The sequence below is a fragment of the Alcaligenes sp. genome, assembly GCF_050255915.1.
GTDB lineage: Bacteria > Pseudomonadota > Gammaproteobacteria > Burkholderiales > Burkholderiaceae_B > Alcaligenes > Alcaligenes aquatilis.
Genome location: NZ_JBFWIQ010000012.1, coordinates 79,488 through 98,437, shown reverse-complemented (window position 1 = coordinate 98,437; position 18,950 = coordinate 79,488). Strand labels below are relative to the sequence as shown.

Annotated in this window: 22 protein-coding genes; 6 read left to right on the top strand and 16 right to left on the bottom strand. The window is 55.8% G+C overall.

What is annotated here, in order from left to right; genetic code table 11:
* Window positions 1-101: 101 nt before the first annotated feature.
* The gene (locus tag AB7E06_RS15180) at window positions 102-1,121 is read right to left on the bottom strand and encodes a glycosyltransferase family 2 protein (RefSeq protein WP_094195647.1); all 1,020 of its coding nucleotides are present in this window, start codon (window positions 1,119-1,121) and stop codon (window positions 102-104) included.
* Between the two features lie 344 nt (window positions 1,122-1,465).
* Between AB7E06_RS15180 and AB7E06_RS15175 the strand changes: the two genes are divergently transcribed.
* Complete coding sequence (locus AB7E06_RS15175) at window positions 1,466-1,870, top strand: group III truncated hemoglobin (protein WP_094195646.1); 405 nt, start codon at window positions 1,466-1,468, stop codon at window positions 1,868-1,870.
* 2 nt (window positions 1,871-1,872) lie between these two features.
* Window positions 1,873-2,325, top strand: a complete 453-nt coding sequence (locus tag AB7E06_RS15170) for an RrF2 family transcriptional regulator (protein WP_395029098.1) — start codon at window positions 1,873-1,875, stop codon at window positions 2,323-2,325.
* Between the two features lie 136 nt (window positions 2,326-2,461).
* Here AB7E06_RS15170 and serA read toward each other — a convergent pair whose 3' ends face one another.
* From serA to AB7E06_RS15135, 7 genes are all read right to left on the bottom strand, one after another.
* Entirely contained in the window at window positions 2,462-3,670 is a 1,209-nt protein-coding gene (gene serA, locus AB7E06_RS15165) for a phosphoglycerate dehydrogenase (RefSeq protein WP_094195644.1), read from the bottom strand.
* 224 nt (window positions 3,671-3,894) lie between these two features.
* Entirely contained in the window at window positions 3,895-4,896 is a 1,002-nt protein-coding gene (locus AB7E06_RS15160; protein ID WP_121738100.1) for a cytochrome-c peroxidase, read from the bottom strand.
* A gap of 271 nt (window positions 4,897-5,167) precedes the next feature.
* The gene (locus AB7E06_RS15155) at window positions 5,168-5,872 is read right to left on the bottom strand and encodes an ABC transporter ATP-binding protein (protein ID WP_094195642.1); all 705 of its coding nucleotides are present in this window, start codon (window positions 5,870-5,872) and stop codon (window positions 5,168-5,170) included.
* On the bottom strand, window positions 5,865-6,686 hold the full coding sequence (locus AB7E06_RS15150) for an ABC transporter ATP-binding protein (protein WP_094195641.1): 822 nt from the start codon (window positions 6,684-6,686) through the stop codon (window positions 5,865-5,867). Before AB7E06_RS15150 ends, AB7E06_RS15155 begins: the two co-directional genes overlap by 8 nt.
* Window positions 6,683-7,645, bottom strand: coding sequence for a branched-chain amino acid ABC transporter permease (locus AB7E06_RS15145; protein WP_094195640.1), 963 nt, complete (start codon window positions 7,643-7,645; stop codon window positions 6,683-6,685). The genes AB7E06_RS15150 and AB7E06_RS15145 overlap by 4 nt, the downstream gene beginning before the upstream one ends.
* A gap of 3 nt (window positions 7,646-7,648) precedes the next feature.
* Window positions 7,649-8,569 carry a branched-chain amino acid ABC transporter permease gene (locus AB7E06_RS15140; protein WP_094195639.1) on the bottom strand — a complete coding sequence of 307 codons (921 nt, stop codon included), beginning with the start codon at window positions 8,567-8,569 and terminating at the stop codon, window positions 7,649-7,651.
* Between the two features lie 20 nt (window positions 8,570-8,589).
* Entirely contained in the window at window positions 8,590-9,759 is a 1,170-nt protein-coding gene (locus AB7E06_RS15135; RefSeq protein ID WP_094195638.1) for an ABC transporter substrate-binding protein, read from the bottom strand.
* 325 nt (window positions 9,760-10,084) lie between these two features.
* Here AB7E06_RS15135 and AB7E06_RS15130 point away from each other — a divergent pair, with 325 nt between their 5' ends.
* The 4 genes from AB7E06_RS15130 to AB7E06_RS15115 all read left to right on the top strand — a co-directional run bounded on the left by AB7E06_RS15130 (window position 10,085) and on the right by AB7E06_RS15115 (window position 12,949).
* Window positions 10,085-10,522, top strand: a complete 438-nt coding sequence (locus AB7E06_RS15130; RefSeq protein WP_427957473.1) for an Ivy family c-type lysozyme inhibitor — start codon at window positions 10,085-10,087, stop codon at window positions 10,520-10,522.
* A gap of 73 nt (window positions 10,523-10,595) precedes the next feature.
* The gene (locus AB7E06_RS15125) at window positions 10,596-10,790 is read left to right on the top strand and encodes a heavy-metal-associated domain-containing protein (RefSeq protein WP_022983238.1); all 195 of its coding nucleotides are present in this window, start codon (window positions 10,596-10,598) and stop codon (window positions 10,788-10,790) included.
* Window positions 10,791-11,017: 227 nt separating this feature from the next.
* Window positions 11,018-12,082, top strand: coding sequence for a bifunctional DNA-binding transcriptional regulator/O6-methylguanine-DNA methyltransferase Ada (ada, locus tag AB7E06_RS15120; RefSeq protein ID WP_427957471.1), 1,065 nt, complete (start codon window positions 11,018-11,020; stop codon window positions 12,080-12,082).
* Window positions 12,083-12,199: 117 nt separating this feature from the next.
* Window positions 12,200-12,949 carry an SDR family oxidoreductase gene (locus tag AB7E06_RS15115; RefSeq protein WP_427957469.1) on the top strand — a complete coding sequence of 250 codons (750 nt, stop codon included), beginning with the start codon at window positions 12,200-12,202 and terminating at the stop codon, window positions 12,947-12,949.
* Window positions 12,950-13,008: 59 nt separating this feature from the next.
* Here AB7E06_RS15115 and AB7E06_RS15110 read toward each other — a convergent pair whose 3' ends face one another.
* Genes AB7E06_RS15110 through ccmC form a run of 8 tightly spaced genes read right to left on the bottom strand, consistent with a single transcriptional unit; the run spans window position 13,009 to window position 18,945 of the window.
* Window positions 13,009-13,746, bottom strand: coding sequence for a cytochrome c biogenesis CcdA family protein (locus AB7E06_RS15110; RefSeq protein WP_094195634.1), 738 nt, complete (start codon window positions 13,744-13,746; stop codon window positions 13,009-13,011).
* 1 nt (window position 13,747) lies between these two features.
* Window positions 13,748-14,623, bottom strand: coding sequence for a c-type cytochrome biogenesis protein CcmI (ccmI, locus tag AB7E06_RS15105; RefSeq protein WP_094195633.1), 876 nt, complete (start codon window positions 14,621-14,623; stop codon window positions 13,748-13,750).
* Complete coding sequence (locus AB7E06_RS15100; protein ID WP_395029106.1) at window positions 14,620-15,093, bottom strand: cytochrome c-type biogenesis protein; 474 nt, start codon at window positions 15,091-15,093, stop codon at window positions 14,620-14,622. Before AB7E06_RS15100 ends, ccmI begins: the two co-directional genes overlap by 4 nt.
* Complete coding sequence (locus AB7E06_RS15095) at window positions 15,090-15,620, bottom strand: DsbE family thiol:disulfide interchange protein (protein ID WP_094195631.1); 531 nt, start codon at window positions 15,618-15,620, stop codon at window positions 15,090-15,092. Before AB7E06_RS15095 ends, AB7E06_RS15100 begins: the two co-directional genes overlap by 4 nt.
* Window positions 15,617-17,590: a heme lyase CcmF/NrfE family subunit gene (locus AB7E06_RS15090; RefSeq protein ID WP_230019016.1), complete on the bottom strand. Its 1,974-nt coding sequence runs from the start codon at window positions 17,588-17,590 to the stop codon at window positions 15,617-15,619. The genes AB7E06_RS15095 and AB7E06_RS15090 overlap by 4 nt, the downstream gene beginning before the upstream one ends.
* The gene (gene ccmE, locus AB7E06_RS15085) at window positions 17,587-18,036 is read right to left on the bottom strand and encodes a cytochrome c maturation protein CcmE (RefSeq protein ID WP_094195629.1); all 450 of its coding nucleotides are present in this window, start codon (window positions 18,034-18,036) and stop codon (window positions 17,587-17,589) included. Before ccmE ends, AB7E06_RS15090 begins: the two co-directional genes overlap by 4 nt.
* Window positions 18,029-18,214 (bottom strand): heme exporter protein CcmD, encoded by a 186-nt coding sequence (gene ccmD / locus AB7E06_RS15080; RefSeq protein ID WP_230019015.1) that lies wholly within the window; start codon window positions 18,212-18,214, stop codon window positions 18,029-18,031. The genes ccmE and ccmD overlap by 8 nt, the downstream gene beginning before the upstream one ends.
* Entirely contained in the window at window positions 18,214-18,945 is a 732-nt protein-coding gene (ccmC, locus tag AB7E06_RS15075) for a heme ABC transporter permease CcmC (RefSeq protein WP_094195628.1), read from the bottom strand. The genes ccmD and ccmC overlap by 1 nt, the downstream gene beginning before the upstream one ends.
* Between the last annotated feature and the right edge of the window lie 5 nt (window positions 18,946-18,950).

Sequence of the window (18,950 nt, the reverse complement as noted above, 5' to 3'; positions counted from 1 at the left end):
AAAAGGGTTAGGCAGCCACCTTCGTGGCTGTCAAAACAATTCAGAATATCGATGTAGCGTCCAATGACACTTGAAAGCAGAACGGCAATTAAACGACTGGATCAGTCCTGTTGCCGAGCCTGACTTTGGGTGCTGCCTTGATCCTGACTGTGAGCGGGTTCCTGATCCGGAGCCAAGCCTTGCCCCCGGCGACGATGCACCAAATACAAAGGTCGGTTCTTGACCTCGGCAAAGATGCTGGCGACATACTCACCTACCACGCCCAGCGAGAGCATATTCACACCCGCAAAGAACAGCACTACGGTGATCAAGGTGGTCCAGCCCCGTACGGCGTCTCCATAAATCAAATGCTTGAAGATAATGAACAAACCGTAGCTGAAAGACAGCATCGCCAGCACCGCACCCAACAAACTCAACAAACGTAGCGGCCAGGTGGTAAATGCCGTCAAACCATCCACTGCAAAGCGTAGTAGTTTGGCGGGGCGGAATCGACTGACCCCATACAAACGCTCGGCGGGGGAGTAGTAAATAGGCTCGGACGGAAAACCCACCCAGGCAAACAAGCCTTTCATGAAACGACTGCGCTCGGGCAAGGCCATCAGGGCATCGACCACACAACGATCCATCAAGCGAAAATCGCCCGCATCACGAGGTACGCGTAGGCCATTGGATGTACGCATCAACTTGTAGAACACACTGGTGCCCACACGCTTTAGCCAAACTTCGTCCTCGCGGGTTTCCCGTACGGCATAGACCATTTCCAGCCCGGTAGACCAACGCTCCAGCATGGTTTCAATCAAGGCAGGAGGATGCTGCAAATCCGCATCCATACACACGACCACCTGCCCGCGACTGGCTTCCAAGCCTGCCGTCAACGCCGCTTCTTTACCGAAGTTGCGTGATAACTGCAGATAAACCAATTGGGGGTAAGTTTGACGCAATTGCTCTATGACCAAAGGCGTTGCGTCAGTGCTGCCATCGTCAACGAAAATGATTTCAAAAGCCGGAACCAGTTCACGCAACGTTGCCACCAGAACGGGCAACAGTGCGGGCAAGTTTTCTGCTTCATTCAAACCCGGGATAACGCAAGAAAGTGTCTGCGCCTGTCTCTTTGTAATCATTATTCCTTGAGCACCATGCTGTAACAAAATTGAGGGCTAGCCAACAAAAAGTAATCGTAGCCTGCCAGCCCGACTCGTGCAATTTACCCTACGCGCTGCTTGCCTTAGCAAAAAAACGCCGCTCAAGATCATCAAGTCCTCTAAAAACCACCTTTCAAGGAAAAAACACCTGAAACACAACATCCATACTCTGAAACTTGGACTCAGTGTAGGAAGGCAGGCGTTGAATCTGCGTGAAATCCGACGTGAACATATCCCGCATCCGAGCGTTTTCTTTCCGGCTTGACCCCGGTGAGCCCTACCAATAAGATAGATAAAATATATATCTTTAAATTAAAAATATTATGACTCTCAACGCTTTGTGTACCCGCCAGGAAATTCATGACCTGGTCTGGGACTTTTACGATCGCATCCGCATGGACGAAGTCCTTGGCCCGATTTTCTCCGAGCGCATCAAGGATTGGGATACACACCTGGGTGTAATGGAAGAGTTCTGGTCGTCCCTGCTGCTCAAGACCGATGGCTTCAATGGCAACCCCATGGCCAAGCACTTGTCGCTCCAGCACATTCAGGCCAGCCACTTTGAACAATGGCTGCGTCTGTTCAAGGAAACCTGTCAGGAACGCGAAAATCAGGCTATGGCCAAGCTAGCGCTGGAGTACGCCCAGCGTATCGCCCGTAGCTTCTGGTTTGGCTACCAATTCCAGCACAACCCCACCAAAGTAGCCAGCGAACTGCAACTGCCCTGATCATGCGCCTGACCAACCTTACCGACTACGCTCTGCGTCAATTGATGTATCTGGGCCAGAACGAAGACAGGCTTTGCACCATCGCGGAAATTGCCCAGTACCACCAGATTTCCCAAGCCCACCTGATGAAAGTCACCCACCTGCTGTCCAAAGGCGGCTGGATTCAGACGCAGCGCGGGAAAAATGGCGGGATGCGGCTGGCGCGTGCTCCTGAAGATATCAATCTGGGCGAGCTGGTGCGCTATACAGAAACCGATCTGGCCGTGGTGGAGTGCTTGGGCAGTGGCACCCATTGCATCCTGAGCGGTCGCTGCAATCTAAGCAATATCCTTAAACAGGCACTGGTCCAGTTCCTGAGTTATCTGGACAACTACACGTTGCGCGACATTATTGTTCCCGGCAGCAGCCTGGAACAGACCATTTCCTGGCCCACCAAGTCGATGCACTCCGCCTGATAGCAAACGGACGGATAGCAAACGGACGGATAGCAAACGGACGGATAGCAAACGGACGGATAGCAAACGGACGGATAGCAAACGGCCCCGGATTTCAAAGAATCCGGGGCCGTTTGTCGATGGTCTGACTCAGGCCTTACGCCGGAAAAATCAGCTCGCTGCGTACGGTACTCGAGTGAGCACGCACGGCGTCCAGCAACTCCTGTTCTGGTACACGATCCAGATCTGTCATGGCATAACCCAGCTCACCTTGTGTTTGCAACTGCTGACGAGTGATGTTGATGCCGTGTTGGGCCAAAATATTGTTCAAGCCCCCCATTGCACCAGGAACATTGCGATGGACATGCAACAAACGCACGGCGCCTTGAATATCGTAGTACGACACTTCCGGAAAGTTCACTGCGCCCTTGGTGGCACCGCTACGCAAGTAACTAACCAATTTCTCGGCCACTTCACGGCCAATATTTTCCTGCGACTCCTGGGTGCTACCGCCAATATGCGGCGTCAGAATCACATTGGGCATGCCGATCAACGGACTCTTTAAAGGCTCGTCCACACTTTTCGGCTCAGTGGGGAAAACATCCAATGCCGCACCTGCCAAATGACCACTGACCAGGGCCTGATGCAAGGCATCAATGTCCACCACTGTGCCGCGCGACGCGTTGATCAGGATGGAACCTGGCTTCATGGCCGCGATCGTCTCGGCATTCATGATGTTATGCGTGCCCTGCCCGCCTGGGACGTGCAAGGTCACCACATCGGACTCGGCCAGCATTTGTTTGAGGCTGCCGTAGACACGGGCATTGCTCAGCGGCAGTTTGGATTCCACATCATGGTAGAGCACGCGCATACCCAGCGCTTCAGCCAAGGTACCGACCTGAGAACCAATATTGCCGTAGCCAATCACACCCAAAGTCTTGCCACGGATCTCGAAAGCGCCATCGGCACTCTTGTCCCAGAAACCCTGGTGTACGCGCAGGTTCTTCTCGGGGATACGACGCAGCAACAAGATGGCCTCACCCAGCACCAGCTCGGCAACCGAGCGGGTGTTGGAGAACGGCGCATTAAAGACTGGTACGCCGTGGTTCTGGGCCTGGTCCAGATCCACCTGGTTGGTACCAATACAAAAACATCCCAGCACTTTAAGCTGGTCTGCGTGCTCCAGCACCCGGCTGTCAAACTGGGTACGGGAACGAATTCCGACCACTTCGGCGCCTTTGACAGCGTCCAGCAGCTCCTGACCCGACAAGGCTCCCTTGTAGGTCTGAATATCGGTCAAACCAGCAGCCTCAAAAACTTCACGGGCGCTAGGATGAATGTTCTCAAACAGGACAATGCGACTCATGATGGTTCCAGTCATTTAAATAGTATCTAAATGGTACTATTTTTTTAGCCCACCGGATCGAGCATCAACAATAGCAGCAGGGGATTCAAGTCTGACTGGCAGACCAGGACGATGAATCCAAAGCCAAATACAAAAACCCAGGCTCAGAAAACAACATCCAAGACCTGGGTCATTCAAAGGCAGCTCAAGCCCTTAAAAGCGCTTGCTGCCTGCACAGACTGCTATCAAGAACCAAATGGCACCGGACGTGGTGTGTTGTCACGCGAAGGGGGCAAGATGGGCAGTACGATTTCAGGCTGTTTGCCCGTCAGCGTTTTCAAAAACGCGACGATCTGGGCATTTTCCTCTGCAGAGAAACTGCGACCCAACTGCAAACGACCCATTATATCCACGGCTTCGGTCAAGGTATTTACCGCACCATCGTGGAAGTAGGGGTAGGTCAGCTCGACGTTACGCAAGGTAGGAACCTTGAAGTTGAAACGGTCGGCATCTTTACCCGTCACAGCCGCACGGCCTTCGGCAGGATTGGTGGTTTGGTAGGGCTCGATCAGCCCCATTTTCTGAAAGGACGTACCACCCAGGTTGGGACCGTTGTGGCAAGCTACGCAACCACTACCCTTGAACAGTTGATAGCCGGCCAATTCCTGATCAGTAATGGCTTTCTTATCGCCTTTTAGCCACAGATCAAAGCGCGAATCAGGCGTCACCAAGGTTTCCTCAAACGCGGCAATCGCGGAGGTGACTTCATCAATACCGAAATCGGCCTTGCCAAAGACTTGCTTGAACTCGGCCTTGTACTCGGGAATGGAGCTCAGGAACTCCATGGCCAGTTCGTGCGTAAACGCCATTTCCTTGGGATTGGCAATGGGGCCGCCAGCCTGCTCTTTCAGGTCGCTAGCACGGCCATCCCAGAACTGGGCCAGATTCAGGCTGGAGTTCAAGACAGTGGGCGAGTTGATGGGGCCTTCCTGCCAGCGATCACCGATGGAGGTACGGATATTGTCCGTGCCGCCCATGCTCAGGTTGTGACAGGAATTACATGAGATAAAGCCCGAACGGGACAAGCGGGGTTCAAACCACAGCTTTTTACCCAGTTCAACACGTGCCGGGTCGCTGACAACAGCAGCGGGAATCGGCTGTACAGGTTCATTTTGCTGGGCTTGCGCGACGCTGCCAAGCAGTAAGCCGGTGGCTAGAGCCGAGAGAGTGAACAGGCGTAATTTCATAACAACTTCCTTATGGGATGACAGAGCTTCCTGCCAGTGAGGTCCGGGTAGGACCCATAACCCTGCTGGCCTTATGGATATCGTAAGGAATGCCATTTCATTACACATTGATACATCGCAAGGAAATAATCTTTCCAGAGATGCTTAGGGAACTTTCAGAGGAAAGTGCAACTAAGCCGCCACGTTCTCTATAGCGCCTTGACGAAAGGCAAAAAAAATGCCGCCTGCGATCAAGCAGGCGGCACCTCAGATTTGTTGCAAATTGTGTTTTTTACACGCCCAAATAGCGCGTCCACAAAGTGCGATCGGCCCCCAATGCGTCGGAGTTCCCCTGCCAGACCAATTTGCCACGTTCCAAAATGATGTGGTGATCGGACAAGGCCATCAAACGCTCGACATATTTGTCGATCAGCAAGATGGTCTGCCCCTCTTCACGCAAGACGGCCAGACAGTTCCAGATTTCCTCACGCACCTTGGGCGCCAGGCCCTCGGAGGCTTCGTCCAGAATCAGCAGCTTGGGGTTGGTAACCAGGGCACGACCGATGGCCAGCATCTGCTGCTCCCCCCCTGAGAGCTGATTACCCATATTGGAGGCGCGTTCACGCAAGCGCGGGAAAAACTCATAGACACGCTCGGGCGTCCAGGTTTTGCTGGCTTGCGGGTTGCGGTTGCAAGCAAACGCCGTCAGGTGCTCGGCCACCGTCAGGTTGGGAAAGCACTGGCGCCCTTCGGGCACAATGGCAATCCCGGCACGGGCAATACGATCCGGATTCCAGCCCGCAATAGACTGGCCGTCGAACTTCACATCCCCACCGCGCACCGGCAACTGGCCCAGAATGGTTTTCAGCAAGGTGGTCTTGCCCATGCCATTGCGGCCCAACACCGTCACCACCTGTCCGCTGCGAATGGACAGATCTACCCCGAACAGCACTTGGCTGGCGCCATAGCCGCTTTGTAATTGAGTTGTTTCAAGCATGGCTTTCCACCTTGGTTGGCACTGGCGTGTCATCGTCACCCAGATAAGCTTGACGCACAGCCTCGTTATCACGGATTTCGGCAGCCGTACCCGTGGCAATAATGTGACCTGCCACCAGCACAGAAATCCGGTCAGCCAGACGGAAAACGGCTTCCATATCATGCTCGACCAGCAACATGGTGGCTTTGCCACGCATGGTTTCAATCAGTTCAGTCAGACGCAGTGTTTCATCCGGCCCCATCCCGGCCATAGGTTCGTCCAGCAAAAGAACGTGCGGCCGGCTGGCCAACGCTAGGGCGAACTCGACCTTGCGCTGCTCACCATGTGGCAAAACACCAGCCTGAGTGTGCAGCAGCGATGCATTAATGGCGCATTCGGCGGCCAACTCACGGGCCTGCTCATACAACTCGGTTTCCGCCTGACGAGCACGCCAGAAGCGGAAACTGCTGCCACTGCATGCCTGCAAAGCCAATACCAGATTATCCAGCACCGTGTAGTTCTTGAAGATATTGGTGATCTGGAAGGAGCGCGCCAGACCGGCGGCAACACGCTCGTGACCCGACAAGGACGTCACGTCACGCCCGCCCAGCAAGAGCTGGCCCGAATCCGGACTCAAGGTGCCCGACAACAAATGAATCAAAGTGGATTTACCCGCACCGTTCGGGCCGATCAAACCATGGATTTCACCGGGCACCAGGTCCAAAGACACATCATTGGTCGCCTGCAAGGCGCCAAAGCGCTTCATCAGACCACGGGCCTGCAAGGCGGCCGAGCCACTGCCTGCCTTGGAGGTGGCTGCTATCGTATTTGTCATGTTTGCTCCTTGGCGGTAGTAGCTGGATCAGCGACCGAGCGGATACGTACCAGTCCGGCCAATCCCTTGGGAGCAAAGAACACCACCAGCAGCAATAAAATACCCAAAGGCATGTGCCAGTACTCGGTCCAGTTGCGCAGCAACTCTTCCAGCACCAGCATCACAAACGCCCCCAGCGCACCGCCATACAACAGACCAATCCCCCCCACCAGCACCATGATGATCAGGTCCGCTGATTGGGTCCAATTCATCAGGCTAGGCGAGACAAACAGGTTATGGTTGGCCAACAAAGCCCCAGCCAGCCCCATGATGGCACCACTCAAGGTGTAGGCCGTTAGGCGAATGCGGTAGACGGGGTAGCCCAAGGTCGTCATGCGACTTTCGTTTTCACGCGTGCCCATCAAGGCCTGTCCGAAACGAGCATTAACCAGACGGTTGATCAGGAACAGAACCGCCAGTAACAGAGCCAGAACCAGGTAGTAAAAGCTCAGTTCATTGCCCAAATCAATACCGGGCAAAGAGGAATGGTTGTACATGTTCAAACCGTCCTCGCCACCGTACTGCCGCAAGGAGATGAACAGATAAAAGATCATCTGCGCAAACGCCAGCGTAATCATGATGAAGTACACACCACGAGTACGCAGCGACACGGCACCAGTCAGGAAAGCCAGCAAACCGGAAATCAGCATGGCGGCTGGCCAGGTGATCAGGCCGCTTTGCACACCTTCAGTGGCCAAAATGCCCACGGTATAGGCCCCGGCGCCAAAGAAAGCAGCATGCCCCAGAGCCACCATCCCGCCATAACCGAGCACCAGATTCAAGGCAGTCGCTGCCATGGCATAGATGAAGATACGGCGTACAAAGGAAATATAAAACTCAAGCCCGTACAGCGGTGCAATCAAGGGGAAAGCCAACAAGGCCACCAGCGCCAGGACCGATAAAATACGCGAAGTAGACATACATTAACCTCGCGCCGGGAACAAGCCCGAAGGACGGAAAACAAGAACAACAGCCATCAGAACATAGATCGAAATGGCAGCAATCGTAGGACCGACACTGGATGCCACATCCGCCGGGAAGACGTTACGCAGCAACATCGGCAGGAAGGCACGGCCAGCAGTATCAACCATACCCACCAGCAAGGCACCTACAAACGCACCACGAATCGAACCAATGCCGCCGATCACGATGCACACCAGGACCAGGATCAGGATGTCCTCGCCCATACCGATCTGAACCGCTGTAATCGGCCCGAGCAAGGCACCGGCCAGCGCAGCCAAAGCGGCTCCCAGAGTAAATACCCCTAAGAACAGGATAGGCACGCGAACCCCCATCAGGGTCGCCATTTGTCGGTTGGATGCACCTGCCCGCACGAGCACCCCGGCTCGGGTTTTGGTCACGAAGGCATACAGAGCCAGTGCCACCACCAGACCGACCGCAATAATCATCAGACGGAAGGCGGGATAGAGGAAATCAGGCAAGAGTTCGACCGGCCCGGACAACAAGGCAGGCATATTCAACATAACGGGGGTTGGGCCCCAAATCATTTTGACCACATCATTGGCGATCAAAATAACGGCGTAGGTTCCCAATACCTGAGCCAGGTGATCACGAGTGACCAGCTTGCGCAGAATGAGAATTTCCAAGGCAATACCGACCAGGGCTGTCACTGCCACCGCCACCACAATGGCGGCGGTAAAGGACCCTGTACGCTGCATGGTTTCCGCGGCCACATAGGCTCCCGCCATATAGAGGGAGCCGTGGGCCAGGTTCATGATATCCATAATGCCAAAGACCAATGTCAGGCCGGCGGCAATCAGAAACAACATCAAACCAAACTGCAAACCATTCAGCAATTGCTCGCTAATCAGAATGAGCGACATGCTTTTACCACCTGTGAATCTTAATTAAGTTTGCAATCTTTGGCGTAGACATCCTGGTAGGAGTCAAACACCTTGCTGACCATACGGTTTACAAGACGTCCGTCCTGATCCTTGACCACCTCACGTAGGTAGTAAGCCTGAATGGGGAAATTGTTGTTGCCGTAGGTAAAGGGGCCACGAACCGAGTTGTAGTCGGCCGCTTTCAATGCCTTGAGCACCGCTTCGCGGTCAGACACCTTGCCATCGACCTGTTTGACGGCGGCGTCGATCGCCAAAATCACGTCATAAGCCTGGGCGGCGTAAACCGAGGGGTATCGGCCGTCGTAGGCTTTGCGAAACTCCTCAACAAAGGTCTTGTTGGCCGGAATATCCAGATCTGGTGACCACTGGGCGGTATTGAGCATGCCCAGAATAGGCTCGCCCACGGCGGGGATGATGTCTTCATCACCCGAGAAGGCCGGACCCAGCAAGACCACATCCTTGTTCAGGCCTGCAGCCACGAACTGTTTGATGAAGTTGATGCCCATGGCACCGGGCAGAAAGAAAAACACGGCCTGAGGCTTGGCAGCACGGATTTGTGCCAATTCAGCCGAGTAATCGATCTGGCCCAGCTTGGTGTAGAGCTCATTGTCAACGGGTTTTCCATAACCTCGTTTGAAGCCGTTCAAGTGGTCTTTGCCGGCTGGATAATCAGGGGCAATGATGAACATTTTTTCGTAATTGCGATCCGCCGCCACTTTACCGGCAGCCTCGTCAAAGGCGTCGTTCTGGTAGGACACGCCAAAGAAGTACGGATTACAACCAGCGCCGGCCAGTTGGCTGGGGCCCGGGTTGCTGGTCAGGTAAGGCACTTTGGCCGAGAACAAGGCGGGAGCCACTGCCAGGGCGACGTTGGAGCCGACAGGGCCAGTAAAGAAGTCGATCTTGTCGCGTTGAACGAAACGATTGACCAATTGGCGGGCCTGATCCGGATTACCGGCCATATCCTGTGCAATGAACTCGGCAGGAAAGCCGCCCAACTTGCCATCCAATTGCTTGATGGCCAGATTGAAGCCGTCGCGAACCTCGCCCCCAACAGCCGCAAACGGACCGGATGTATCCATTGCCATCCCCACTTTGATGGTATCGGCATGAGCCAGAGAACCACCAAAAGCCGCAGCCAACGCCACGGTCAATGCAATACGTTTCATGTTATCTCCTTGCGCCACCGCGCTTATAGGCTGTCTTTCTTTAAGATGCACAGCAGATCGAAACACCAATTCAACTATGCCAACCATTCATTTATAAATAGTTTAGTTATCAAACAATTTTGCTGACAAGCTGTGGTTTTTACCTACACCCCTTCAATGTCCAGGTCATTCGACAAGAAACAGAGCACCGTACCAACTCCCTGTACGGATAAGCACTATAACGACTGTAGAGATAGCCGTTTATGCACGTTTTCCTTGATTTTGTTAACAATATTGCGCCAGACCCGCTGCTACACTGACGGCTTGCGTCATTATTGGAGATCCCATGCGTATTTCCCATTCTCTGTGTCGCCTTGTCCTTGGCAGCGCCCTGCTCGTTCCCGTCCTGAGCCATGCACAGTCCTCGGAATCCGTGTATCTGGCTGATCTGGCCAAGTCCAACAAGCAAGTGGCCCAGCAATATCAAAACCTGATGCAGGACGTTGCCAAACGCGCCAGCTGGGTAAAAGAATTTGGTACGGCTTCACCGGGTGAGACCGTTTCCCTGGATGGACGCCATTACCAGGTCTTCCAGGGCTGCAAGCCTCATGACTGCACCAGCTCCAGCTACGTTGTCCTGCTGGATGCACAAGCGCAGACCCTCTCCTACGGCGCTTTTGTCGAAAACAAGGAATCGGGCCCAGGTTGGGCCAGCAGCCAGATTCAATGGCTGGGAAATCCCGAGCTTGATCAAATCCGTTTGATGTCGCCTGCCCTGTTCTAAAGCAAACAGCACTTGACCTTGCCCCCGTGGCAAGCCTTAAGCTGGCTCCATTGTTTTTATCAAGGAGTCAGCTATGTCCACCTTCTCCGTACCCGACATGACCTGCGGCCACTGTGTACGCAGCATCACCGAAGCCATTCAGGCTGTCGCCCCTCAAGCCACCGTCAGCACGGATCTGGAAAAACACCAGGTTACTGTTCAAGGTCTGGATGGCGCGCAAGCCCTGAAAGTGATTGAAGAAGCGGGTTACACCCCCAGCGCCCTGTAAGCATGCCGCGCCTTTCATGGCGTCAATGCTGCAGAGCGAAAAAGGCCGGTTGATACCGGCCTTTTTCTATCGCGGACTTGGCGGGCACGAGCATACCGGCAATGGCTGCACACCTCTGAGACAATACCGGTCAAGCCTGCCAATATTGGCCGCAAGAATCGGAGTGCTTGCGATGAAAGACCAGCGTATTCTGGCTTCGTAATGAATGATGTCAGGACATATGCCTCATGACTAAAAAGCGTGCTTACGAAACTGAGGATCAGCGCTGGGCAGCCGTGCAAGCGCGGGACTGCGCCGCCGACGGCCAGTTCGTCTATGCGGTACGCACCACAGGCGTGTACTGCCAACCCAGCTCGACAACACGGCTTCCCAAGCGCGAAAACGTCGAGTTCTTTGATTCGGCCCAGGCTGCGGAAGCAGCGGGCTACCGTTACAGTCGTCGCGTCCGTGGCGACCAAACCAGTGCCGCAGCCGAACGAGCCGCGATCGTGGCGCGCGCCTGCCGCCTGATCGAAACGTCGGAAACACCCCCTTCGCTGGAGCAACTGGCCACCGCAGTAGGTAAGAGCCCCTTTCATTTCCACCGACTGTTCAAAGCGGAAACCGGCCTGACGCCCAAGGCATACAGCTCGGCCTATCGCGCTCGCAGACTGCGCGAGGAACTGAGCAGCCCCAACGCCTCCATCACGAACGCAATCTACGACAGCGGATTCAACTCCAACAGCCGCTTTTATGAAACCTCTGGACAGTTGTTGGGCATGCGCGCGCGCGAGTACCGGGCCGGTGGTGCCGGTGCGCTTATCCGTTTCGCGGTGGGCCAGTGTTCGCAGGGAGCCATTCTGGTCGCCCAGAGCCAACGCGGCATCTGCGCCATCCTGCTAGGCGAGGACCCCGAACAACTGGTGCGCGATCTGCAAGACCAGTTTCCCAAAGCCGAGCTTATCGGCAGCGACGGGGATTTCGAGCAATTGATCGCCCAAGTCGTGGGCTTTATCGAAACCCCTTCAATTGGTTTGCACCTACCGTTGGATGTACAGGGCACGGCCTTCCAGGAGCGTGTCTGGCGCGCCTTATGCGAGATCCCACCCGGCACCACCGTCAGTTACACCGAGATCGCCGAACGCATCGGCGCTCCCAAAGCGGTGCGCGCTGTGGCGCAGGCCTGCGCCAACAATCACATAGCCGTCGCCATCCCATGCCATCGCGTCGTGCGGCGCAATGGCGACCTGGCCGGCTACCGCTGGGGTATAGACCGTAAACGTGAACTACTGCGTCGTGAAGTACAAGACTGATAGTCGGCTGCCTGCCCCATCATCAATAACGGGTTTTGAAGGCAAGAAACGGAGTTCCCCGTCAGGCCAGGATACATACGATATGAGCTCCCAATAGAAATACAGGAGATTTCACTCATGGCTTTGCTTGATGGAAAGGTTGCCCTTGTTACCGGAGCATCCTCTGGTATTGGACGCGCCATCGCATTGATGTTTGCTGAGCAGGGAGCGGCACTTGTTCTTACGGCAAGGCGCAGCGCTCTGCTTGAGGCCGTCGCCAAGGAAATCCGGCAGTCTGGCGGCCGCGCTGAGTTTGTGGCGGGGGACATTACACAGGCTCAAACCCATGAGCAGTTGATCGAAGCCGCGACCAGCAAATTTGGCGGTCTGGATATTGCAATCAATAACGCCGGTATTGTCGGTGCCCTCAAGCCGCTGGCTGAGATGACGCTGGAAGAATGGCAAGCCACACTGGACACCAATCTTGGAGCAGCCTTTTTGGGTGCGCGTAGCCAGATTCCGGCCATGCTCAAGCGCGGTGGCGGTTCGATTGTTTTCACATCGAGCTTTGTAGGCACCAGTGTTGGCCTGCCCGGCATGAGCGCCTATGGAGCCGCTAAGGCGGCACTCATGGGATTGGTCAAAGGCATTACTGCAGACTATGCGGCCAACGGCGTACGAGCCAATGCCCTTTTACCGGGCGGAACCGATACAGACATCGCCGGAGACCAGAGCACCAAAGAATGGGCGGCTGGGCTGCACGCCATGAAACGAATCGCCAAACCTGAAGAAATTGCATCTGCTGCGCTTTTTCTTGCCAGCCCCATGTCCAGTTTTGTTACCGGCTCCGCCCTGTTTGCGGATGGCGGCAATGCGGCTGTGAAATGACAAGGCGGTGCTTCCTGACAACAGAGGAAGCACCGCACGGATTTCAGGTAGCCGAAGGCTTAGCCCAACTGCCCTAAAACCGGGAACGTCTTGAGCACCCAGATAGCAAAACGCGCCAGTTCACCTGTGGCCATAGCCCAGCCCATCACAATCAAAACCAGACCCGCGCCCCAGCGCACATAGCGCCCGATCTTCCTGATTTGCGTCATGCGTTGCAAAAAAGGCGTCACAAAGCAGGCAGCCAGGATAAAAGGGACGCCCAGGCCCAAGGCGTAAACGGACAGCAGAATACTGGCTTTACCTGCGCTGGCCGTGCTGGCCCCCATCATCAGAATGCCAGCCAGAATCGGGCCGATACACGGCGTCCAGCCAAAGCCGAAGGCTAGGCCCATCACCGTTGCACCGCCAGGACCCGCCGCCTTGCCGGACTCAAAGCGATAGTAGCGTTGCAGGCTCATGGGCATGCGCAGTACACCCATCACACTCAAACCTGCTAGCGCTACCATGACGCCCGCCGCCACATTCAGCTCATAACGGTACGCCATCAACAACTGGCCCAGATACGACAGGCTGGCCCCCAAGGCGATGAACACCAGCGAAAAACCGGCGACAAAGCAAACGCTGCGCCCCAGTAGCTGGCTACGTTTGACCTGCGTATACACCTGTCCGTCCCCAGCCAGATAGGACAAATAGCCGGGGACCAGTGGCAAAACGCAGGGGGATAGAAACGAAGCCATCCCCGCCAAAAACGCCGTTGTCAGAGCGATCAAGCCCAAATCCAAAGACACTATTTCCATATCAAGGGGCCGTGGCAGGTTCCGCTGCAGGCGTGGCCGGCATACGCATACGTTCGCGCGCCAGTTGCAAGCCTTGATTCACTACCTTGGCGGTTTCCGAATCTGGCGGGAACTGCGCCAACAAACGCTGCCAATAATCGATCGCTGCCGGGTATTGCTCGTTATGCAAGGCAGCCGCTCCAGCCAGCATCAAACCCAAAGGTTCTTCGGGGTACAGATCCAGCGACCGCTTGACCAGGCGGCCTGGCAAGCCATCCAAGGTGTCGATACCTGCCAACAGCATGGACTCGGCATACTCGGCAAGCGCAGCCGGATCTCCGTCCACGACCGGCATGGCTTTGGCATAAGCTTCTGCCGCTTGCTGGTGACGGCCGTAATAGCGATGCGAACGGGCCATCATCAACCAGGCACCAGGATCATCCGGATTGTCTTTGAGACGCTGCTCCAGACGGGCCACCATGGCCTCAATATCCACGGGCTGGGCGTTGGCCTGCTGCTGCACGGCAGCCGGGTCCAGCATCACCGGATTACCCAGATAAAAATACAAGGCGATGGCGGCAAGCGGAATACTCAGCATCAAGGTCCAAGCCAGCCTGGGTGCACCGGTTTGTTGCACTGCTTCCGTTTTCAGGCCCTCGTTCTCCTCCAGTACACGTTGGCGCAAATCCATCTGCGCCTGCTCGAAATCCTGAGCAGACAACACACCCGCCTGCTTGTCTCGCTCAATCTCTTTGAGCTGCTCGCGCAAAATCGCCAGATTGGCCTGTTTGTGTTCCACCACTCGCTGCAAGGCCGGTTTGCGCTTGACGCTTAACATCAAATACAGCGCACACACCAAGACCAGCAGTGCGGCCACGATATAAAAAACAATAGTCACGATTGTTCATCCCGAGAAGAACCTTGCAAAAGCGCATCGGCTTGACGACGCTGCTCATCGGTCAGGGCCGTGTCATCACCGGCACGGTGTCGACGGCGCAAGGTAAAGGCATAAACCAGAAAACCGATCAACAGCAACAGGGCAGGCCCCAACCAAAGCATCACCGTGCTGGCTTTGAAAGGCGGGCGATACAAGATGAAATCACCGTAGCGGTCCACCATGTATGTACGGATTTGATCCGGGGTACGGCCCTGGCCCAGCTGTTCCATGATCTGGTGGCGCAAGTCCACGGCCAGCTCGGCACGCGAAGCCGCAATAGACTCGTTCTGGCACACCAGACAACGCAGTTCAGCCGCAATTTCCAGCATCACCGACTCCTGCGCGCCTTGCGCCCCCGACTGGGCTTGGGCAGACGGTAGAAAAAGCCACACACTGGCAACCAGTGCCGCCATCCATTGACGCATCATCATGGCTGCTGCTCCAAACGACGAATTAAGGGCAACAAGGTTTCCTCCATGGACTCACGCGACACGGGGCCTATGTGCTTGAAGCGCACAATGCCCTGCTTGTCGATCACAAAGGTTTCCGGCACACCATACACACCGAAATCAATGCCCACACGCCCGTCCCGATCCATAACGGAAACCTCGTAAGAGTTGCCATTGCGCAGCAACCACTCACGGCTTTCCTCGGGTACATCCTTGTAGTTCAGACCCACAACCGGCACCTTGTGCTTGGTGGACAGCTCCTTGATAAAAGGATGCTCTGTCAAACACGGATAGCACCAGGAGGCCCACACGTTCAACAGCCAGACGCGGCCTTTCATTTGCTCCCCCGAAAAACTGGCTTCAGGCTTGTGCAATTGAGGCAGGCTGAACGCCGGGGCCGGTTTATCGACCAAGGGCGAAGGCACCTCGCTGGGTTTCAAGGTCAAACCAATACCCAGAAACACCAACAACAGCACAAAGCCGATCAAAGGGACGGTAAAACGGTTCATGCCTGCACCTGCTTGTGCGTATTCATGGCCTTGTTCTGTACAGCGGTACGAGTTTGCTTGACACGATAGCGTCGATCACTGATCGCCAGTGCGCCACCCAAGGCCATCAGCAAACAACCCAGCCAGATAAAGTCCACCAGCGGTTTGTAGTACAGACGTACACTCCAGACGCCTTGGTCATACTTATCGCCCAGCGCCACGTAAATATGACGCAAGCCATTGGTATTGATCGCCGATTCCGTCATGGGCAAGGCCGAGGACAGGTAAGTGCGATTTTCCGGGTACAAGGTAGCGACCACCTTGCCGTCCCGCAACAGCTCCACCGTGCCACGCTCGGCGGAGTAATTCGGACCGGGCACAATATGTACGCCTTGGAAACGTGCGTCATACGCGCCGACCTGCGCGGTCTGTCCAGGCTGCAACAGAACGTCGGTTTCTGTTTCGTAATGACTGACCATGGTCACGCCCAGAACAAAAACCGCCACCCCCATATGCGCCAGATGCTGTCCCAGCCAGCTACGTGGTTGCGAGAACACGCCTGAACGCGTGGCGCGCACACGCTTGACCACATCGAACAAGCTGCCCAGCACGATCCACACGGCCAATCCCGCCCCCAAGGCGGCAGTGCCCTGCCATTGCCCATACAGCAACGGAATAGCGGCACCCAACACGACGCTGAACACAATCACCAAGGCCAGTTGGCGCACCAGATCCAGAACGTTGGCTCGTTTCCAGTTCGCCAGCACACCAAAGACAATCAAGACCAAAGCCGGGATCATCAAAGGGACAAACACCTTATTGAAATAAGGCGGGCCTACCGAGATTTTGCCCAGGCCCAAGGAATCCATGATCAGCGGGTACAAGGTTCCTAGCAAGACTGTACCTGTCACCACCACCAGCAAAACATTATTGACCAGCAGCAAGGATTCACGCGACACCACGGCAAACTGCCCGCCTGCCCCGACACGCGGTGCGCGCCAGGCAAACAGAATCAGGGAGCTACCAACAATGACGGCAAACAGACTCAGAATGAACACACCACGGGCCGGGTCTGTCGCAAACGCATGCACCGACGTCAGCACACCGGAGCGCACCAGGAAGGCGCCCAAGATGGACAAGGAGAAGGTGCTGATTGCCAGCAATACGGTCCAGTTCTTGAAGCTGCCACGTTTCTCCGTGACCGCCAAAGAGTGAATCAAGGCAGTACCCGCCAACCAGGGCACAAAGGAGGAGTTCTCCACCGGATCCCAGAACCACCAGCCGCCCCACCCCAGCTCGTAATAGGCCCACCAGCTACCGACCGCAATCCCCAAGGTCAGGAACAACCAGGCCGAGGTTGTCCAGGGACGCGACCAACGTGCCCAACTCGCATCCAGACGGCCTGCCAGCAAAGCAGCAATCGCAAAGGCAAAGGCCACCGAAAAACCCACATAGCCCATATACAGCAAGGGCGGGTGAATAATCAGACCAATATCCTGCAAGAGCGTGTTCAGGTCCAAACCTTCAGCCGGCACCGGGAACATGCGCTCAAAGGGGTTGGAACTGAGCAGGACAAACAACAGGAAACCGGCAGTGATCAGCCCCAATACACCCAGCACCCGAGCCAGCATGGCTTCAGGCAAGGAGCGCGAGTAAACACTGACGGCAAAAGCCCAGCCTGTTTGCATGAACATCCACAGCAAGAGCGAGCCTTCGTGCCCGCCCCATACTGCGGCAATGCGGTAGAACAAAGGCAGCTTGGTGCTGGAGTTCTGCGCCACATAGGCGACCGAAAAATCAAAGCTGACAAAAGACCAGGCCAGACACAGCAAGCTGAACGCCACCAGACCGAATTGCCAGCGCGCTGCCGGGCGCGCAAAGGCCATCCAGGCCAGATTGCCGCGCCAGGCGCCGTACAAGGACACAATGCCTTGGGCCAGCGCCAGCACAAAGGTAAGAATCAGGGCAAAGTGCCCAAGCTCCGGGATCATGGCTGGGCTCCTTGTTTGGCACGCTCGGCCTGCTCCATGGCATGCATGGCCTCGGGCGGCATGTAGTTTTCATCGTGCTTGGCCAGCACTTCTTCCGCTACAAAATGGCCCTGCTCGTTCAGGCGGCCTTGGGCCACCACGCCTTTCCCCTCTTGAAACAGATCCGGCAAAATTCCGGTATAGCTGACGGGCACCTGGGCCGCACCGTCTGTCACCACAAAATTCACAGCCATACCTTGGGCTCCACCACGGCGAATACTGTCCATCTGCACAATGCCGCCCACCCGGAAAGTCCGGTTTTCAGGGCTTTGCCCCTGGCTAACCTCAGTAGGGGTGAAAAAGAACACCAGACTGCTTTGAAAGGCGTTCAGGACCAAAGCCGTTGCCGCTCCCAGTACCACTAAAGCGCCCAGAATCAGGGCAAGACGATTCTGTCGCTTAGTCATGACGCTGCTCTCCCAGAGCGCGCTCATCACGCACCCGTTGCCAGGCGCGTGCCCGTCCTGCCCGTACGCTGAGCACTTCGCCCAGCAACAATACGGTACAGGCCAGCACCGAGCCCCATACGTACACGGCGTAGCCGCCCATAGCGAAAAAATCGCCCACACTCGACCAATGCATCATCAGCCCTCCGTCAAGTTGCGAACCCAGGCGGTATGCGCCTCACGTTCAAGAATCAAATTGCGCACCCGATACAGTGCGATGGCAATGCTGTAGCACCACATGGCCAGACTCATCAGCAACATGCCCGTCAGCATGACGGTCGCCATGGAAGGCGAGCTGGTCAGCGATACCGAAGCCCCCTGATGCAAGGTGTTCCACCATTGCACCGAGAAATAGATAACGGGCACATTGACCACCCCGACCAAGGCCAGAATGGAGGCGGCTTTATCCGCGCGGCGCGGGTCGTCGATCGCCCCGCGCAAACCCATGAAACCCATATACAGAAACAGCAGCAACAATTCGGACGTCAGACGGGCATCCCAGACCCACCAGGCGCCCCACATAGGCTTGCCCCACAGCGCACCAGTCACCAAGGACAAAACCGTACAGATCGCCCCGGTCGGTGCCAGTGCAGCGGCCATCATGGCTGCCGTACGGCTATTGAAAACCAGGCTGATCAAGGACCAGAAACCCATGGCCAGGTAAATCAGCATGGACATCCAGGACACCGGTACATGCAGAAAAATAATGCGGTAACCCTCGCCTTGCTGGAAATCCGTCGGGGCCAGGAAAAAGCCCACATAAGCCCCTGCCACGAACAGCAACAGGGCCAATGCAGCGGCCCACGGCACAATGCGTCCGGCCAGGACATAAAAGTTTTGAGGGGCGGCGTAACGATACAAAAAGTTCATGGAAT

Coding starts and splice junctions, on each gene's coding strand:
- AB7E06_RS15180 (WP_094195647.1), bottom strand. CDS start 1,121: ATGATTACAAAGAGACAGGCGCAGACACTTTCTTGCGTTATCCCGGGT.
- AB7E06_RS15175 (WP_094195646.1), top strand. CDS start 1,466: ATGACTCTCAACGCTTTGTGTACCCGCCAGGAAATTCATGACCTGGTC.
- AB7E06_RS15170 (WP_395029098.1), top strand. CDS start 1,873: ATGCGCCTGACCAACCTTACCGACTACGCTCTGCGTCAATTGATGTAT.
- serA (WP_094195644.1), bottom strand. CDS start 3,670: ATGAGTCGCATTGTCCTGTTTGAGAACATTCATCCTAGCGCCCGTGAA.
- AB7E06_RS15160 (WP_121738100.1), bottom strand. CDS start 4,896: ATGAAATTACGCCTGTTCACTCTCTCGGCTCTAGCCACCGGCTTACTG.
- AB7E06_RS15155 (WP_094195642.1), bottom strand. CDS start 5,872: ATGCTTGAAACAACTCAATTACAAAGCGGCTATGGCGCCAGCCAAGTG.
- AB7E06_RS15150 (WP_094195641.1), bottom strand. CDS start 6,686: ATGACAAATACGATAGCAGCCACCTCCAAGGCAGGCAGTGGCTCGGCC.
- AB7E06_RS15145 (WP_094195640.1), bottom strand. CDS start 7,645: ATGTCTACTTCGCGTATTTTATCGGTCCTGGCGCTGGTGGCCTTGTTG.
- AB7E06_RS15140 (WP_094195639.1), bottom strand. CDS start 8,569: ATGTCGCTCATTCTGATTAGCGAGCAATTGCTGAATGGTTTGCAGTTT.
- AB7E06_RS15135 (WP_094195638.1), bottom strand. CDS start 9,759: ATGAAACGTATTGCATTGACCGTGGCGTTGGCTGCGGCTTTTGGTGGT.
- AB7E06_RS15130 (WP_427957473.1), top strand. CDS start 10,085: ATGCGTATTTCCCATTCTCTGTGTCGCCTTGTCCTTGGCAGCGCCCTG.
- AB7E06_RS15125 (WP_022983238.1), top strand. CDS start 10,596: ATGTCCACCTTCTCCGTACCCGACATGACCTGCGGCCACTGTGTACGC.
- ada (WP_427957471.1), top strand. CDS start 11,018: ATGACTAAAAAGCGTGCTTACGAAACTGAGGATCAGCGCTGGGCAGCC.
- AB7E06_RS15115 (WP_427957469.1), top strand. CDS start 12,200: ATGGCTTTGCTTGATGGAAAGGTTGCCCTTGTTACCGGAGCATCCTCT.
- AB7E06_RS15110 (WP_094195634.1), bottom strand. CDS start 13,746: ATGGAAATAGTGTCTTTGGATTTGGGCTTGATCGCTCTGACAACGGCG.
- AB7E06_RS15100 (WP_395029106.1), bottom strand. CDS start 15,093: ATGATGATGCGTCAATGGATGGCGGCACTGGTTGCCAGTGTGTGGCTT.
- AB7E06_RS15095 (WP_094195631.1), bottom strand. CDS start 15,620: ATGAACCGTTTTACCGTCCCTTTGATCGGCTTTGTGCTGTTGTTGGTG.
- AB7E06_RS15090 (WP_230019016.1), bottom strand. CDS start 17,590: ATGATCCCGGAGCTTGGGCACTTTGCCCTGATTCTTACCTTTGTGCTG.
- ccmE (WP_094195629.1), bottom strand. CDS start 18,036: ATGACTAAGCGACAGAATCGTCTTGCCCTGATTCTGGGCGCTTTAGTG.
- ccmD (WP_230019015.1), bottom strand. CDS start 18,214: ATGATGCATTGGTCGAGTGTGGGCGATTTTTTCGCTATGGGCGGCTAC.
- ccmC (WP_094195628.1), bottom strand. CDS start 18,945: ATGAACTTTTTGTATCGTTACGCCGCCCCTCAAAACTTTTATGTCCTG.